Origin of the sequence: Bartonella sp. AP150HLJHH (assembly GCF_042196385.1) — a bacterium.
Lineage (GTDB): Bacteria > Pseudomonadota > Alphaproteobacteria > Rhizobiales > Rhizobiaceae > Bartonella.
This window is the reverse complement of the sequence record NZ_JBHIQC010000005.1, coordinates 80,399-96,305: the sequence shown is the minus strand read 5'-3', so window position 1 is coordinate 96,305 and position 15,907 is coordinate 80,399. Positions and strand designations below refer to the sequence as shown.

The window sequence follows — 15,907 nt, the reverse complement described above, 5'->3', positions numbered from 1 at the left end:
TACTCCACAGCTAAAGTCTTATTCCATATGTTATGTTGGGTTAAATAGATAGCTCTATTGTAATACAAGGAGTATAAAAGCAGCAAGATTTTAACAGGAAGATATCAAAGGGAAAGTCGATTGCAAAGGTCTTTAAAAGAAGATATGCGGGAAGTATATATTATAGGATTATTTTCATTAAAAAAGCAAAATAAGGTATTATGTTTTATCCAAGGCGCTTTCACAATGCGTTACGGAAATTTCTTTATCGCATGAGAGCAATGGGAAAAATGTTTCGTACTTTAAAATTCGTTTGTAACGCATATAAAGAAGAGCTAAAAATTCATCTATGCAAGATGATATAAAGAGGAAGTTTTAAGAGGAACAAAACTTTATTTTATACTTTAGAAAGTGAAGAGGTATTCAAATCTTTTGAATTGAGATGTAAAGGGGATCGTATTCTTTATAATCAAGAAATTTATATTAATGCATATATTTTTGAAAACTTTAAAATACATTATATTGTTAAAATTTTGAAATATTACATCACATAATGTGTATTAATTTTATAATAAATTTGCATTAATATTATTAATTTTTACTTATATATTTTTATTATTAAAAATAAATTTAAAAAAACACATTATAATTTAATTTTTATATTTATTTTAGATACTATTTCCTTTCATAGATTAGAAAAAAATATTTATCATTTTATTCTTGCCGTCTCTCTTTATTTCTTAAGAATGTAAAAAAGCGCTTCGAGTTTTTCGGTAAAAAGGGTATTGTTGATAGAGTGTAAGCTATTAAGCATTATACGGTAGAATTTTTAATCATCGTTAGTGATTTTTGTAACCTTATGGGTTGTTATTACAGTGAGATAAGCTGGATTTGCGCACGTGGTACAAAAATAATTCGTATTTCGTTAAAATAACGCAACATATCTCTCCTGATATGCGTAAGTTTATATAGGTATGAAATGGTGCGTTATAAAGTTCTTTACTGCATTTGGTTTTATAATACGATGATGGTGTATGCCTAAAATCGCAGCTTAAGCATCTCACCATCATATCAAAATTGGTAACAACAAGTTACAGGGGAATATTTTAAACTCTGCTCGTTGTTTCCTAGTTTTGTATTGAATCCCAAAAGGTGTAAAAAATAAATACTCTATGATCGAATTTTTTGTCCTATCCATATAAGAATACAGGCTCCTATAAAACCTGAAATAAGATAGCCAAGCCAACCAGCAAAACTTACACCTAAAAGACTAAAAAGAAAGCTTGCTAGCGCAGCGCCAATAATCCCTAAGATAATATTTAACAATATTCCTGTTTGGCTTTTCATAATATACTGTGCAGCCCAACCTGCAATCCCGCCGATAATAATAGCTGCAATCCAACCTATGTTTGCATTTTCCATGATACCCTCCTTTGCCTGAATTTAAATTGTAACTAGAGTAAACTTTGTAAAAATCAAGGTTTATTCCTTTTTTACCCAGTGGAAAGGATATTGCTTTTAGAGATTTTACTTATTACTTTCCTTTATATTAAAATAATAGTCACATTTGTATCATAATAATACTTAATAAGTATAAATATATAATACATTTTAATTTATAAACAAATTAATTAATTTAGAAATACGAATAAAATAAGAAAATATTAGTGAAAATGTTTTAAGAACTCATAAAGTGTATTTATAAGCTTTTTAAAGCTCTCTCTTAAATTGAAAAAAACAACTGTGATTAAAGCAATAAGTAAAATGGATATTTAAAAGTTTTGAGCTTGCCAATTGATATCAATGATGTTTGAAATTAAAACTGCTTTGTTGACACGTTATAGCGTGGCTGTATAGGTTTAACCTCTACAGATCTTGATATAAATATTGCATTTTTGTGGGGTTTTGTATTCCTTATAGAGTATTTCTGTTTTGCTGCTACTGTGAAGCGGTTCCCTTTTTACAAGGCGGGTTTAGGTTGGAACTATCATACTCTTGACCTATTCTTTATGTGTTTAACAGTTTTGGCTTTGAGATGGTTAGGCATTTTTACGTCTTTCTTCAAGAGTTCTATTCTACATGCTGCTTTGTTTGTAATGTGCAAGCAAATGACTTTGAGCAATTCATCATGAATAGATTTTAAATGAAAGAAACTTACGATGAAGAAAGCTCATTTAAATTGTCGAATAATAAGATATTTTGACTAAATCAATATCTTGACCATATTCAAAATTGAATAATCGATGTGATGTGTGTTTTATTCAAGTTATTTGAAAAGTTTAAGTTTTTTCTGCTTGTTCTTCAGAAGGGTTGCGTAGACGAGAACTTTGAAGAAGTCCCTGTTCTTCTAAAATGGGGTAGATCATTGAGGTCAAAAGAGAGTTGATTTGTTTAAGGTCGCGCACAGTGTCGAGATGAAGACTGGATGATTCTACATTTTTGAGATCCCCTTCACGCAGACGTTTAAAATGTTTTAAACTCATTTCTTTTTCTAAGTTTCGTAGCTGATCTTTTTTTTGTACCAATAGGTGTGCAGTGTGTGTATCACGTGAGACGAGAACGTTAAATGCTATATGCGCGTTGGCTAGTACAATGGCGTGGAAACGAAGGAGGTCATTCCAGCCCTCGCTGCTGAACTGTAAACCTTTTTGTTGTTTCTTTTTAACCAGCATCAACATATTATGAATAATGATATCCCCTGCTTGGTCTAATTTTATACAGGCACCTAGAAGTTCTTGCGTTTGAAGAGCTTCTTCGTCAGATAATTTTTGTCCCGCTAATCGTGCAAGATAAAGTTTGATGGCGATATGTTTTTTGTCCAATATGGTGTTGAGTTGGTTGAGTTCACGAATAATATTGGGATCAGGCTTTTCATAAAGTCCCATAATTTTTTCTAGCATGATGTCTACAAGATCACAAATATGAATGACTTCACGCATGACATTCGAGAGGGCGAGAGTTGGGCGATCAAGAACACTGTCATCAAGAGCTGTTTGATCGGATAAATTGAGTGTTTTGTCGGCTTGCATTTTTTTTGCACTTATATTCACGATCTGAGTGGTTAATTTTAAAACCCATTTTGAAAGAGGTATTCCAGCAAGGAGAATGAAAACATTAAAAATGATATGGGCGTTGATCACTTGAGTAGGGGCGTTATTGCCAAGCCATGTGATGGGAGGGTGAAAGGAGAGAAATAAGATAAGTATAAGGATTGACCCTGCCCCACGCATGAGTAAATTTCCTAAGGGAACGAGGCGGGTATTAGGAGAGGCGTTGCGCGTTAAAAGTGGTGCTATAAGAGAAGAGCCAAAGTTGACACCAAGAACCATGACAACACAGAGTTGCGTATGGATAAGATCGTAGTTGGCAAAATTGACCAGCAAAATGATTCCTGCAATGGATGAATGTAAGAGGTAGGTTAAGCCAGCAGCCAACAAAAAAGTGGAAATAGGATCGGTTGAAAGATAACGAATGATGCTAGGTAAAATTTCGCTTTCACGTAAAGGTTCTGTCGCGGTACTTATCATCTCTAAAGATAAAATCAAAAGACCAATACCGATGACAATACGTCCTATTTGACGCCATTCACGTTTTTCTGTTGTCATGAAGATACAAGTGCCAATTAAAAGACACAAGGGTACAACAAGAGTGAGGTCATAGGTGAGAATTTTTACAACGATTGCTGATCCTAATTCTCCTCCACGTACAGCCATAAGTCCTGCTACTCCAGAGACAAAACCAGATTCAACGAAAGAGCCAACGAGGAGTGTTATTGCTGTAGAGCTTTGTAAAATCATTGCTGTAAAAAGCCCAAAACTTACGGCAAACAATGGTTTTGAAACGACGTGGCACATTTTATATTTAAGTCTGTCACCATAGGCGCGTTCAACTCCTGTGCGCACCATGCGTGTGGCCCAGAGAAGTAAAGAAATAGCGCCGGCAAGATGAAGGAGTACCAATGAACCATTCATGATACTTTATTCTTTCTTTGTTGTTGTGAATGTGGTTGCCTCAAATTAATAAATTGAAGTTTATTGTTTTTATTTCACTTTTGCTTTTAATACTTGATTAAAATCATAACCGCTTGGATTTTGAAAAACCTTTAGACCGAAACAGGGTAGAATGGAATAAAGGTGATCAAAGATATCACCTTGAATTTGTTCATAGTCGATCCAAACGGTGGTGTTCGTAAAGCAATAGATTTCTAAGGGTAAACCATTTTCTGTAGGAGGTAATTGTCGTGCCATATAGGTCATATTAGGGTTGATGTTTAGATGCTGTTGTAGATAAGCAAAAACATAAGCACGAAAAGTTCCAATGTTGGTTAAACGGCGCGTATTGGCTAAGACATCATGATTTTTATCTAATTGAGCGTTCCATTGTTCGATTTCTGCTACTTTTTGCGTGAAATAATTTTCTAATAAATTAAATCGGGAAAGATATTTTTGCTCTTCTTTTGTGAGAAAATGGATACTTGATTGATCAATAAAAAGGGAGCGTTTGATGCGTCTTCCACCCGATTCTTGCATTCCACGCCAATTTTTAAAAGGGTCGGTCACAAGTTTACGGATAGGAACTGAGGTGATGGTGTTGTCGAAATTTTGAACTTTAACAGTATGCAAGGCAATTTCAATAACATCACCATCGGCACCGAGATTGGGGATTTCAATCCAATCACCAACGCGAACCATATCAGTAGATGAAATTTGAATACCGGCAACGAGAGAGAGAAGCGTATCTTGAAAAATTAACATGAGAACCGCGGCCATTGCACCAAGACCAGAGAAGAGAATAAGAGGGGAGCGGTCAATCAATGTAGCGACCATTAAAATTGTTGCAACAGCAAAAAGTGCAATTTTAGCAATTTGAATATAACCTTTTATTGGTTTTAGTCGTGCTGTTGGTCGTTGTTCGTAAAGGATGTTAATGACATTGAGACAGGAAGAAATTGTCAGGACGACAAAGAAGATAATGAAGGCGTTGGCAACATTACTGATGACAGTGCTAAATGCATCGGGCAATGTTGAGATAAAATTAACACCAATTGAAAGAATAAAAGCTGAAATGATATCCGCTATGTATTGAATAGCATTATTAATATCGATCGTTGTATTTTGGGGGAGAAAAGAAGAGAGTTTTTTTGCTCCGTGAATAAGTAATTTTCGTCCTAGAAAGTTCACTAAAAGGGCAGCTATGGTAAGAATAACAAGCCAAGAAATAGCCTCTAACCAAGGATATTGAGCAATAAATTCGATCACTTTTTATTCTCCATTTCTAAAAATATATGCAGTTGAGGGTTTAAAATTTTACAACTGCTTAAGAGGAAGTATTGGAATTATGCTCTAAAGTCGTTAAATATGCAAAAAAGAATTTTCAAACTCTGTGAGAGATAATGCGTTTTCCGCCCGATTTCCTTAATGAACTGCGTACGAGACTCCCAATTTCAACAGTGATTGGTCAACGGGTGGATTTTGATCCTCGAAAAAGTAAGCCTTCACGGGGAGACTTTTGGTGTTGTTGTCCATTTCATGGTGAAAAAACGCCAAGTTTTCATTGTGATGATCATAAAGGGCGCTATTATTGTTTTGGTTGTGGTGTAAGTGGAGATATTTTTACCTTTTTGTGTGAGCTTGATGGATTGCACTTTTCAGAAAGTGTAGAGCGTTTGGCTGATTTTGCGGGAATGAAACTCCCTATTTTGGATTCACAAAGTCATAAACGTCAACTGGAAAAAGCTGACCTTTATGATGTGATGAAAATTGCCACAGATTTTTTTCAATATAATTTACGCGATAAAGGAGGTATACAAGCACGTCGTTATCTGGATGCACGTGGTGTTACACCAGAGCTTGTAGAGCGTTTCCGCATTGGTTTTGCACCGGTAAGGCGTACGGCTTTGAAAGAAGCTTTAGGTACACGGGGCATTTCAATAAAGCAAATGGAAGAATGTGGGCTTCTCTCAGTGCATGAGGAGCGCGCGGATTCTTATGACCGATTTAGAAATCGCATTATGTTTCCTATCGAAGATTTGCGTGGACGTGTGGTGGCTTTCGGAGGGCGTGCATTAGAGAAAGAGACACGAGCAAAATATCTCAATAGCCCTGAAACAGTGCTGTTTCATAAAGGAAATATACTTTATAACGCGGCAGCAGCTCGCAAAAATAGTCGCTTTGTTGGCGATGAAAAAATTCATTCACTCCTTGTTGTTGAGGGGTATATGGATGTCATTGCATTGACTAAAGCTGGTTTTGAAGGAGTTGTAGCACCCTTAGGGACAGCATTAACGGAAGCGCAAATTGAGCTTTTATGGCAGATGGGGAAGGAACCTATTTTGTGTTTTGATGGTGATGATGCTGGTTTAAAAGCTGCTTTTCGTGTTGCTGATCGTGTGTTGCCTCTTTTAAAGGCTGGGGTTTGTGTACGCTTTGTTTTGTTGCCACAAGGGAAAGATCCTGATGAAATTGTTTGTGCTGGTGGAGCTCAGCTTTTTTCTTCTTTTTTGCAAAAAGCTATTCCTTTGAGTGAGCTTTTATGGTGGCGTGCTACCTATGGAAAGCATTTTGAAATTCCAGAGGCACGAGCAGCGCTAGAAAAACAACTAAAACAACAAATTTTTACGATTAAGGATGAAGATGTCCGTCGTTATTATTTGCAAGATGTAAAAAAACGCCTTTTTGATTTTTTTCGTCCCTCTTTTTCAAAACAAAAGGGGGAAGGGCGATATGGTCAATCTTCACCAAATAGGACCTTTAAAGATCAAACCTTTTCTCTGTTAGCAAATTCTGAAATAGTACGAAATTCTTCGCAATCTATCCCTTTGCGTGAAGCAGTCATTTTACTCACTTTAGCTTACTATCCTGAGTTGTGGTATGAAAATTTTGAAATTCTTTCTGAGTTAGAATTAAAAAATACTCAATTGATAATTTTTCATCAAGCTATGTTGGAAATTCTTGGGGACCAACAGCTTCATGATAAAGAGACGATGGTTGCGTTCTTAGAAAAAAGAGGGCAAAAGGCTCTGTTAGAGCGTATGAAACATCTTGTGCAAAATATTGGTATGCGTATTATTCTTGGTGGAGCCCCTATAGAAGATGCGCGTGCTATATTAAAACAAGCTGTCTACTTGCATCTTCAAGAACACCACCTACATAAGAGGTTACAGGATATTGAAGAGCAACTTGTAGAAAATCCTAAGAGTGAGGTTTTTGATCTGCTTCGTGAGGTAAAAAATGAGCTGGAGCAGATGCAGGCAACAGAAGCGTTAATTGAAGGATTTGGAAGTTGGTTGGATGAAAAAATAGACGGGAATACACAAGATACGATAAAATGATTCGCTTTTTTAATGCGAATCAGTCACTTAAATTTTAGATGAGGAAGTTTATGTGGAGTGACATTTTTATAAAGATGACAATTAAATTTTAGGAAAAGCGGGTAAATTTTAGGAAAAGCGGGAAATTGGTTCTTACGATAAGGTGCAGAGATTATCTCAGAAGGGCTGAGAGGTGTCGGGGAAACTTCTGGAGTTTTCCCGCGTTTTTGTCTGGATGTCAAGTTTGTCTGGATGTCAGGGCGTATACAAAATGTATTCTTTCCAATGGTAATCTCTTAACAGGAAGTATATATGAGTAACTATTGGTAGATTTTAGTGAGAACAAAAAAACTGGTCACATGGAAACTATGGTTACATGGAAACTGTGAAGTGATCGAGTGGAGTTATGGTATGGCAACAAAGGTTAAACAGAAAGATAATGCAGAAGTAACAAACCAAGCGAGTTTGGATAGTCCTCTTCTTGATTTTTCTGATGATGCCATCAAGAAAATGATTAAACTTGCCAAAAAAAATGGTTACGTAACAATGGATGAACTCAATGCAGTTCTTCCTTCTGACGAGGTTACATCCGAACAAATTGAAGATATCTTGGCGATGTTCTCTGAGATGGGGGTTAATGTTGTGGATGATGAGGATGAAGTCGAGTCTGAAAATTATGAAGAAGAAGTTACGGTAGAGGGGGGTGATTTAGTAGAAGCCTCTAGCCACGCAATTGCAACGACAACGAATAAACGCGAAGTAACAGATCGTACGGATGATCCGGTGCGTATGTATTTGCGTGAGATGGGAGCTGTTGAGCTTCTTTCGCGGGAAGGCGAAATTGCCATTGCTAAGCGTATTGAAGCAGGGCGTGAGACAATGATTGCAGGACTTTGTGAGAGTCCTTTGACTTTTCAGGCTCTTATTATCTGGCGTGACGAGTTAAAAGAGCAGCGTATTCTTCTTCGTGAAATTATTGATCTTGAAACGACTTATGCTGGTCCAGAAGCAAAGCAGGCTCCTGTTATTGAGCGAAGTGAAGTTGATAAGACCGTAGAAGAAAAAATGTCTTCTGGTATACGTAATATGGGGGAGAGCGCAGGAGAGAGAAACATTGAAGACGATGATGAAGAGGACGAGGACGATGTTAACTTATCGCTTGCTGCAATGGAAAATGAACTTTGTCCTCAAGTTATGGAAACATTGGATTTTATTGCTCAAACCTATGTAAAATTACGAAAATTACAAGATCAGCATGTTGAAAGCAGTTTGGCAGAGCGTAAAGAGGGGGCCCTTACATCCTCTCAGAAGAAGAAATATATTCAATTAAAGGGTGAGTTGATTCAAGCAGTAAAATCTCTTTCTTTAAACCAAAATCGTATCGAAGCTTTGGTTGAACAGCTTTATGACATTAATAAGAGATTGATTCATAATGAAGGTAAGCTGAAACGGATTGCCAATAGCTATGGCATTGGCCATGAGGACTTTTTAAAAGAATACCAAGGGCGTGAATTGGACGCGGATTGGATGAATTATATTTCTGCTTTGCCTACACCTGGTTGGAAAGAGTTTTCGGTGCGTGAAGCAAAAGAAATCCAAAAACTGCGAAGTGAAATACAAAATCTTGCGCAAGAAACGGCTATTTCGATTGGTGAATTTCGTCGGATTGTTATGCAGGTGCAGAAAGGTGAACGCGAATCAACAATTGCGAAAAAAGAGATGGTAGAATCTAATTTGCGTCTTGTCATTTCAATTGCAAAAAAATACACCAATCGTGGTTTGCAGTTTCTTGATCTTATTCAAGAGGGCAATATCGGTTTGATGAAGGCTGTGGATAAGTTTGAATATCGGCGCGGCTACAAATTTTCAACTTATGCAACATGGTGGATTCGTCAAGCTATTACACGTTCAATTGCTGATCAGGCACGTACAATTCGTATTCCTGTTCATATGATTGAAACAATTAATAAAATCGTTCGTACCTCGCGTCAGATTCTCCATGAAATTGGACGAGAACCAACACCAGAAGAATTATCTAGCAAGCTTTCTATGCCGTTAGAAAAAGTACGAAAAGTTCTTAAAATTGCAAAAGAACCTATTTCTCTCGAAACGCCTGTTGGTGATGAAGATGATTCCCATTTGGGTGATTTTATTGAGGATAGGAATGCGTTATTACCAATTGATGCAGCTATCCAAGCTAATCTGCGAGATACGACAACACGCGTTCTTGCTTCATTAACACCACGAGAAGAACGTGTTTTGCGGATGCGTTTTGGAATAGGGATGAATACCGATCACACATTGGAAGAAGTGGGACAGCAGTTCTCAGTTACAAGAGAGCGTATTCGTCAAATTGAAGCAAAGGCACTTCGTAAATTAAAACATCCTAGCCGTTCACGAAAATTGCGCAGTTTTCTCGATTCTTAAATAAAAGAATTCGTGTGCATTTTAATAACTCCCTCTTTCTTCCTAATGAAGGGGGGAGGTGCTTCATGTTGTACTTGGATGCTTTCTTGAGAAAAACATAGGAAGAATTTGAACAATCTAGAAAGTTTTCGATGTTTAATGTTTTTCTTAGTTTTGGGGCTTTATACTTCTCTGTCTCAAAAGAATAGATATAGGGCAAAGGGTGGTTATGGAGTAGAGAGTAGGGGGCTTTCAAGAAATGAACGATAAAAACATTACCTTGCGTATAGCGCGGCTCGTTTTTAAGAAATGAGATCTATTAGGAATAAACTTATATTGCAACATACGGACTTTTTGATGAAAAATGTATATTCTTTGCGGAACTTTTCTATCATTTTAGGTGACGCATTTTATTCTTCGTTAAGTTTACAAAGAGATGTTTCAATAGGTTATGTTCATTTATATGCGCTATTTTTGAATATTCTCTTTTTATTCAGATAGCTTTTAAGAACATGGTTTAAAGTATACATTAAGTTGAATCTTTTTAAGAGACAGAAATAGATAAAATTATAGAAATTAAACGTTTCATTTTTTATAGATCGTCTTAATTAAAAAAGGTGTGTCTGAGTTTATGAGTGGAGAACTTCCCTTTTGGAAAGTAAAAAAATTAGAAGAGATTTCCATTTCTGAGTGGGAGAGCCTTTGTGATGGCTGTGGCTGTTGTTGTCTCCATAAAGTTGAGGACGATGATACGGGTGACCTTTATGCAACCAGTATTGCTTGTCGTCTTTTAGATGGGGAAAACTGCAGGTGTCGAGATTATGCTCATCGTAAATCAATTGTACCAGATTGTATATCGCTAGATATTACGACAGTTAAAACAGTGCGTTGGCTCCCAGAAAGTTGTGCTTATAGATTAATTTATGAGGGAAAAGATCTTCATTGGTGGCATCCATTGGTATCAGGGGATTGTCAGACGGTACATACAGCGCATATTTCTGCACGCGGACAAATAGAGATTTACGAAGACGAATTATTATCTGAGGAAGATTATCTTTATCACATTACTGGTCTTCTACGTGAAGGCCAGTAATATGATTTTTTATACAACTTGTTTGTGACTTAATCGATCGCAAAGACTACAGTGACGCTCACGTTATAATTTAATTCACCACCTGCAAAATTTGTATTTGCGTAGCTTACATCTGCTGCTCTACTCATGAGACGTGGTGTTGGGTGATAGTAATCATCCTTTTCATTGATTTCAATAATTTTTCCTAATTTTAAATCGGCTGCTTGCGCTATCGTTTGCGCTTTTTCAATGGCTTCAGTAATGGCTTTTTTACGTGCTGCTTGATAAAATGGCTTTGTATCTGCGTTGGTAAAAGTAATGCCGTTAACTGAATTAACACCTAGTGTCATCGCTTGATCAAAGATTTTACCAGCATTGGTAAGATCACGAATGCGCACGGTTAAAGAATTTGAAACATGATAGAGTTTTTCATTATTCTTTTTTTCGTGGTGTTTATCAGAGGTCGACTGATAAATGGATAAGCCTGATGTTTGCAAATCATTTGCTTGGATGCCATTGTTTTTAAAAGCGTTTATAATATCATTGATGGATTGATTATTGGAAGCTAATGCCTTTTGGGCAGTTTTGTCATAGGTAACAACGGCTAGATTAATAATGGCCATATCCGGTGTTGCTTGACTTTCTCCGATTGCTGTCACTGTAATCGTTGCATTTTTCATTTTATTTTCTTCAGCATAAGCACGTACAGTCAACGATGTGGCTAAGAGTGTAAATGCTAATATAACTGTTTTAACCCGAGAACTCTTCAGTGGTTGAATTTTCTTTTCTATCATATCTATACCTTTATATTTGTCAGTTAATTATTCTCTCATTTTTAAGAGTTTTTGTAAAGAAATTAGAGCACTGAAAAAAAAACCAATAGAAAAGAGAAAAAGATGGGTTATAATCTTTGTCAGCTCTTGTATCATAGGGCATTTTAGTTTAGAGAGAAACAACCTATTTAGGGCCTGTAGCTCAATTGGTTAGAGCCAGCGGCTCATAACCGCTTGGTTGGGGGTTCGAGTCCCTCCGGGCCCACCAATAGGGAAATGTACAATAGAAAAATGGATCGCTTAGTTTTGAGATTCTACCTTTTTCGTTTTTTATTTATTTTCCTGTTTGTGTTAGAAGCTTTTGGTCGTTGTTTGTTGCAGTTTTTTCTCTCAGTCGCTTTAATATGATGGTATGTTTTCTTAGTCTCATCAAAGAAGTTCTCTTATTTGCAACCTTTTAGCATTTGGATTAACTGATATGGGTCGCTATTTACTTTCTTAATTCATATACTGTTTTGTACTTTTTCTATATGGTGTTCTTCATAAAATAGAAGGCTAAAAGCTTCATTGGATAAGTTTATTTATACTTGTTCTGCAAATAAACAGACCTCAATAAAACCAATTTTAAAGATTGTACCTGTTCAGAACAAATGGCTCAAAAAACATTTAGTGTAAATTTGCTTTTTTCTAAGTGATGTTAATGTCTTTTAGACGTTCGAATAGCATCATTGTGATGAAAGGTTAGTGTATAAGAGAATGTGATCTATGGGCATTCATATGTATCATGGGGGCAACGATGATAACATTTGTTGATATTTTCTTTTTCCCAAGAAAGGAATTCTATTTAATATTTTAAGAAATATTGTTCATAGTGACGGTGGCGTGTTTTCTGAAAAGAATTTTATTAATTGTTCTTTGAAAAGTCAATTGAGTGATTGTTTCTATCGCTTTGCATCATCCAGATTCTATTGTAATAAGCATTTTATTATTCTGTAAGAAATGTTTTCTATGATATTGGAAAATTTGTTAAAATGCCATTTTCTGTTTTTGTGTATTTTTTGCTTAATGTTTAAATTATAGAGTTTTCATGTGATCCGAATTATTATTGAAGAGCAGATGTCTTTTTTGATTTTACTCTGATAAGGAATTGGCAATATTGCGGTAACCCTAGCACTTTTTTGTATTGCTAACATTTTTCTCGTATTGATCGTATAGAGAGTTTTATCTTTATTATGAGTTTTTTCTCTTATGAAAAATTATTGGCAGGGAGGGTGTTTTTTTGGAAAAGTATACTTCTTCTTCAAAGTCATACTTTGAAAATATAATTCTTCATTTGCATAAGGGGATTTCTCTCTTGTTGTAAATCTGTATAAAATTTACGTACAAAGATTGTGCGTGATGATTCGTTTTATTTTTTAATAGTATCATTTTTGCTTATGATAGAGACTTATATTAGTATTTACAAGGTGCGTTTAGAGGAGAGGTTACCTGTAAATGTGTTACAGAGTTTTAGGTAGTGTGGCTCTGTTTATAAGAATTTATTCCTATAACATTGTTATATTCTTGCTTTGCAATATTGTTAAAAAAACATAGATGGTGCTATGTAGAATAAATTGTGATGTATTTTTTTCAAAAAAGCTTTTTCGTGTTCTCTTATATAGAGTTCAGGAGTGTCTTCAGGGATATTTTCACATTAGTTTTTATTGGTCCGAATCGCAAGATCTGCGTAACATTATTCGCGTTTTTGATAGATTATACCAATTTTCATAAGAAGGTCTGGATCGTGTGATGCTTTCTGTTTCACTATGGTACATGACTAATAGAACTTCATCTGATTTTGTAAAATAAGTTTGTACACAATTGCTTCCATACTGCCTATTGCAAATATTTTTTTCTAAGGTATGAGATATATTTTGAACGCTTTAGCGTTATATAGTGTGACTACATGGAGTATGACTATGAAGAATGATAAAAAATTTGAAACAACTTTATCTGATATTATTGTGAAATGGGAGTCTTTATCGACGTCTCAAAAGCAAGCGATATTGGATAAAGTAGAAAATGCTACAGATTCTGCTCATTCAACAGAACATTTAAGGCTTCAATCTTCTTTTTATCTCCAGACGAAATCAAAGTTATGAGTTTTAAGTCTTCATCGGAGATGTTGAAACCAGTTATTACATATATGGCACTAGCATTTCCCAGTGTATTCAAAATAGCCATGAGTTTATCTACAGAAGGTCTCTTGCCTCCATTTATCATTTGTTGGACGTAATTTTGTCCACAGCCTGCAGCTCTGCTTATTTCAATCATTGTTCGTCCGTCACTTTTTATCAATTCAACTAAGCGTTGGAACCAATCTTTTTCAGTCTTTGTCATTTTTAGACCTTTACATATTTACGCTATAGCGTTAATATTGCGTTGCGAATCCAGAATATATGATACAAGGAGCGTGAAAATATCCATGTGTAGCTCTTCGCTAAGGAAGCATATAGAGTTGTTTTTAACTAATAACAAAATGTCCCCATACACTTTCAGATTCGAATCAATAAAAATGGTTGCTTAGTTCCACGGTTGTGAAAAAGTAAATGTGTATACCAGAAAGGGCGATACACACTCGTATGTTTATGAGATTTCACTATGATAGTATACGTAGCAGCATTATAAATCAAGATATACCCCAACATCAGAATTTGTAAAAAAAATTCTGCGTTGAGGTAGTGTGTGAATATAACGAAGCTTTAGAGCCTTAAGAGATAGGATAATGGCTGTAGAAAAAATGTAAATTGCATAGACAAAGAATACTGATTTCTTCTTTATTGTAATAAATTAGATCACTATCAGATGGTATATCGTATATATGCGTAAAAAAAATGGGAAATATCAAAAAAGTGATCTTGGATATTTTATTAAACAGGAAGGTAATCTGATCCACAAAGGTGGTTGTTTGGTAGAATTGTACATTCGATCAATGCCCTTATGGGGATGAATGTGTTTTTATGATGCTGCGGTTTATAATGAAGTCTGTGTTTATAATGATGTTGTTATTGATAACAATGCATTAACATATGGTTGTTTAGTGGTTCGTAAGAGTTCGCATGTTTATGAAAAATAAGAACTTTATCGTTATTTGAATATGAGTGGAGATGCATATGTTTATGCTAATGCGGTCTTTTTTGATCAAGTTTTGAATGCTCAATGTATTGAATTTTGTGGTGATACTCGTGATTTTAGAAAGGCTCGAGTTTATAATGATGCTTTAGTTTGTGGTGATGTAAAGATTTGTGGGAAGGCAAAATTTTACAGAAATGCTGTGCTTTGTGACACTGAAGATTTTTGTAATAATGAAAAACTTTTATATATAGCCGCATTCCACATGGCGTAAAAAGGAAGATAGGAACGATTTGGGCAAGGCTTGTATGATTGGATTGCGTCGTTAGTTTTATTTGACGTTCCTTATTTTTTGTATTTTGTGTCAATAAATATGTCGCAAATAATTGGTGTGAGTGTAGATTTAGCCGCTTTCAGAGATTTGTTTGCGTCATTTATCAATGCTTTAATGGAGAAAATAAGAACGCCGAGAGTGATTGTTCACACTTGGAACATGCGATTTATTGCATTCTTTTTTTGATTGAGGATGAAACAAATTGGTCAAGATGATCACTTGAGCGACAATTAAGGGAGATCCAAATGAGTGTAAACGAAATTTTATTGGGAGCAATGATTGTTGTTTTGTTGTGCAGCGGGGTTATATTTCGATTTTCTTTATATTATCGCAGTCAAGTGAAAATTTTAAAAGAGGAATCTAGAAGAATAAAGCATGAGTTTTTAAGAGATACTATGAAGATGACTGAAGAACGAGATAGGGCTATTAGAGAGCAAAGTATGGTGATTAAAAGACGCGACCAAGCAATTGAAAAACTGAAAAAACAAATTAAGCAATATGAAAAAAATGAAAAGAAATATAAAAAAATGCTTAAATCTGAAGATGATAAAGAGTGATTGTATTCATATTTTGCATTAAAGGGTTTGGAAATGTGTTAGGAAGATTGGAATGACGAGAGAGATAAACTTTAATGAAGCCAATTATGGTGCTGATGGAGAGATTGTATTGGAAGAGAATATTCAAGTTTACTCTGATTTTATGACAACATTTAAGTTTATAAGACAGAGCGTCGTTGATCATAAAATAAGAGTTTATGATGATAAACCAGTTTATAGGTAGGCTAGTTATTAAAAAGCGCGTCTATACAATCCAGCAATTTTATATTATTGCTGGAAACAGTTTTGCACGTTCTTTTTAGATGTAAGGTATAAATGCTACGATAGTTTCAGCTAATAGGTATAAAAAATTGCATGATAATAGAA

General features: G+C 35.3%; 13 protein-coding genes and 1 tRNA gene. 9 read left to right on the top strand and 5 right to left on the bottom strand.

Features of this window, described 5'->3' with window-relative positions; translation table 11 throughout:
• Positions 1-1,149: 1,149 nt before the first annotated feature.
• From ACFING_RS03820 to ACFING_RS03810, 3 genes are all read right to left on the bottom strand, one after another.
• Positions 1,150-1,401 carry a GlsB/YeaQ/YmgE family stress response membrane protein gene (locus ACFING_RS03820; RefSeq protein WP_375611967.1) on the bottom strand — a complete coding sequence of 84 codons (252 nt, stop codon included), beginning with the start codon at positions 1,399-1,401 and terminating at the stop codon, positions 1,150-1,152.
• Between the two features lie 857 nt (positions 1,402-2,258).
• Entirely contained in the window at positions 2,259-3,950 is a 1,692-nt protein-coding gene (locus ACFING_RS03815; protein ID WP_375629971.1) for a Na/Pi cotransporter family protein, read from the bottom strand.
• A gap of 69 nt (positions 3,951-4,019) precedes the next feature.
• The gene (locus tag ACFING_RS03810; protein WP_375621381.1) at positions 4,020-5,237 is read right to left on the bottom strand and encodes a mechanosensitive ion channel family protein; all 1,218 of its coding nucleotides are present in this window, start codon (positions 5,235-5,237) and stop codon (positions 4,020-4,022) included.
• Positions 5,238-5,371: 134 nt separating this feature from the next.
• Between ACFING_RS03810 and dnaG the strand changes: the two genes are divergently transcribed.
• From dnaG to ACFING_RS03795, 3 genes are all read left to right on the top strand, one after another.
• Positions 5,372-7,309, top strand: a complete 1,938-nt coding sequence (dnaG, locus tag ACFING_RS03805; RefSeq protein ID WP_375629969.1) for a DNA primase — start codon at positions 5,372-5,374, stop codon at positions 7,307-7,309.
• Between the two features lie 390 nt (positions 7,310-7,699).
• Positions 7,700-9,715, top strand: coding sequence for an RNA polymerase sigma factor RpoD (gene rpoD, locus ACFING_RS03800; RefSeq protein WP_375613401.1), 2,016 nt, complete (start codon positions 7,700-7,702; stop codon positions 9,713-9,715).
• Between the two features lie 610 nt (positions 9,716-10,325).
• Complete coding sequence (locus tag ACFING_RS03795) at positions 10,326-10,787, top strand: YcgN family cysteine cluster protein (RefSeq protein WP_375629967.1); 462 nt, start codon at positions 10,326-10,328, stop codon at positions 10,785-10,787.
• Between the two features lie 29 nt (positions 10,788-10,816).
• Here ACFING_RS03795 and ACFING_RS03790 read toward each other — a convergent pair whose 3' ends face one another.
• Complete coding sequence (locus ACFING_RS03790; RefSeq protein ID WP_375621378.1) at positions 10,817-11,560, bottom strand: SIMPL domain-containing protein; 744 nt, start codon at positions 11,558-11,560, stop codon at positions 10,817-10,819.
• A gap of 170 nt (positions 11,561-11,730) precedes the next feature.
• On the opposite strand from ACFING_RS03790, the gene ACFING_RS03785 reads away from it, so the two are divergent.
• A tRNA-Ile gene (locus tag ACFING_RS03785) sits at positions 11,731-11,807 on the top strand.
• 1,690 nt (positions 11,808-13,497) lie between these two features.
• Positions 13,498-13,680 carry a hypothetical protein gene (locus ACFING_RS03780; protein WP_375611974.1) on the top strand — a complete coding sequence of 61 codons (183 nt, stop codon included), beginning with the start codon at positions 13,498-13,500 and terminating at the stop codon, positions 13,678-13,680.
• Here the strand turns inward: ACFING_RS03780 and ACFING_RS03775 are convergent.
• Positions 13,604-13,918, bottom strand: a complete 315-nt coding sequence (locus ACFING_RS03775) for a helix-turn-helix domain-containing protein (RefSeq protein WP_007347852.1) — start codon at positions 13,916-13,918, stop codon at positions 13,604-13,606. The genes ACFING_RS03780 and ACFING_RS03775 overlap by 77 nt on opposite strands.
• Positions 13,919-14,528: 610 nt before the next feature.
• On the opposite strand from ACFING_RS03775, the gene ACFING_RS03770 reads away from it, so the two are divergent.
• The 4 genes from ACFING_RS03770 to ACFING_RS03755 all read left to right on the top strand — a co-directional run bounded on the left by ACFING_RS03770 (position 14,529) and on the right by ACFING_RS03755 (position 15,764).
• Positions 14,529-14,654, top strand: coding sequence for a hypothetical protein (locus tag ACFING_RS03770; protein WP_375611975.1), 126 nt, complete (start codon positions 14,529-14,531; stop codon positions 14,652-14,654).
• A 15-nt stretch (positions 14,655-14,669) separates the two neighbouring features.
• Positions 14,670-14,924, top strand: coding sequence for a hypothetical protein (locus tag ACFING_RS03765; RefSeq protein ID WP_375629965.1), 255 nt, complete (start codon positions 14,670-14,672; stop codon positions 14,922-14,924).
• A gap of 305 nt (positions 14,925-15,229) precedes the next feature.
• Complete coding sequence (locus ACFING_RS03760) at positions 15,230-15,541, top strand: hypothetical protein (RefSeq protein ID WP_375611977.1); 312 nt, start codon at positions 15,230-15,232, stop codon at positions 15,539-15,541.
• Between the two features lie 52 nt (positions 15,542-15,593).
• Positions 15,594-15,764, top strand: coding sequence for a hypothetical protein (locus ACFING_RS03755; RefSeq protein ID WP_375621377.1), 171 nt, complete (start codon positions 15,594-15,596; stop codon positions 15,762-15,764).
• Positions 15,765-15,907 lie beyond the last annotated feature (143 nt).

Excerpts from the sequence above, each read along its gene's own strand:
- rpoD (WP_375613401.1), top strand. The coding sequence starts at position 7,700 with ATGGCAACAAAGGTTAAACAGAAAGATAATGCAGAAGTAACAAACCAA.
- ACFING_RS03760 (WP_375611977.1), top strand. The coding sequence starts at position 15,230 with ATGAGTGTAAACGAAATTTTATTGGGAGCAATGATTGTTGTTTTGTTG.
- ACFING_RS03790 (WP_375621378.1), bottom strand. The coding sequence starts at position 11,560 with ATGATAGAAAAGAAAATTCAACCACTGAAGAGTTCTCGGGTTAAAACA.
- dnaG (WP_375629969.1), top strand. The coding sequence starts at position 5,372 with ATGCGTTTTCCGCCCGATTTCCTTAATGAACTGCGTACGAGACTCCCA.
- ACFING_RS03815 (WP_375629971.1), bottom strand. The coding sequence starts at position 3,950 with ATGAATGGTTCATTGGTACTCCTTCATCTTGCCGGCGCTATTTCTTTA.
- ACFING_RS03755 (WP_375621377.1), top strand. The coding sequence starts at position 15,594 with ATGACGAGAGAGATAAACTTTAATGAAGCCAATTATGGTGCTGATGGA.
- ACFING_RS03780 (WP_375611974.1), top strand. The coding sequence starts at position 13,498 with ATGAAGAATGATAAAAAATTTGAAACAACTTTATCTGATATTATTGTG.
- ACFING_RS03775 (WP_007347852.1), bottom strand. The coding sequence starts at position 13,918 with ATGACAAAGACTGAAAAAGATTGGTTCCAACGCTTAGTTGAATTGATA.
- ACFING_RS03795 (WP_375629967.1), top strand. The coding sequence starts at position 10,326 with ATGAGTGGAGAACTTCCCTTTTGGAAAGTAAAAAAATTAGAAGAGATT.
- ACFING_RS03770 (WP_375611975.1), top strand. The coding sequence starts at position 14,529 with ATGTGTTTTTATGATGCTGCGGTTTATAATGAAGTCTGTGTTTATAAT.
- ACFING_RS03820 (WP_375611967.1), bottom strand. The coding sequence starts at position 1,401 with ATGGAAAATGCAAACATAGGTTGGATTGCAGCTATTATTATCGGCGGG.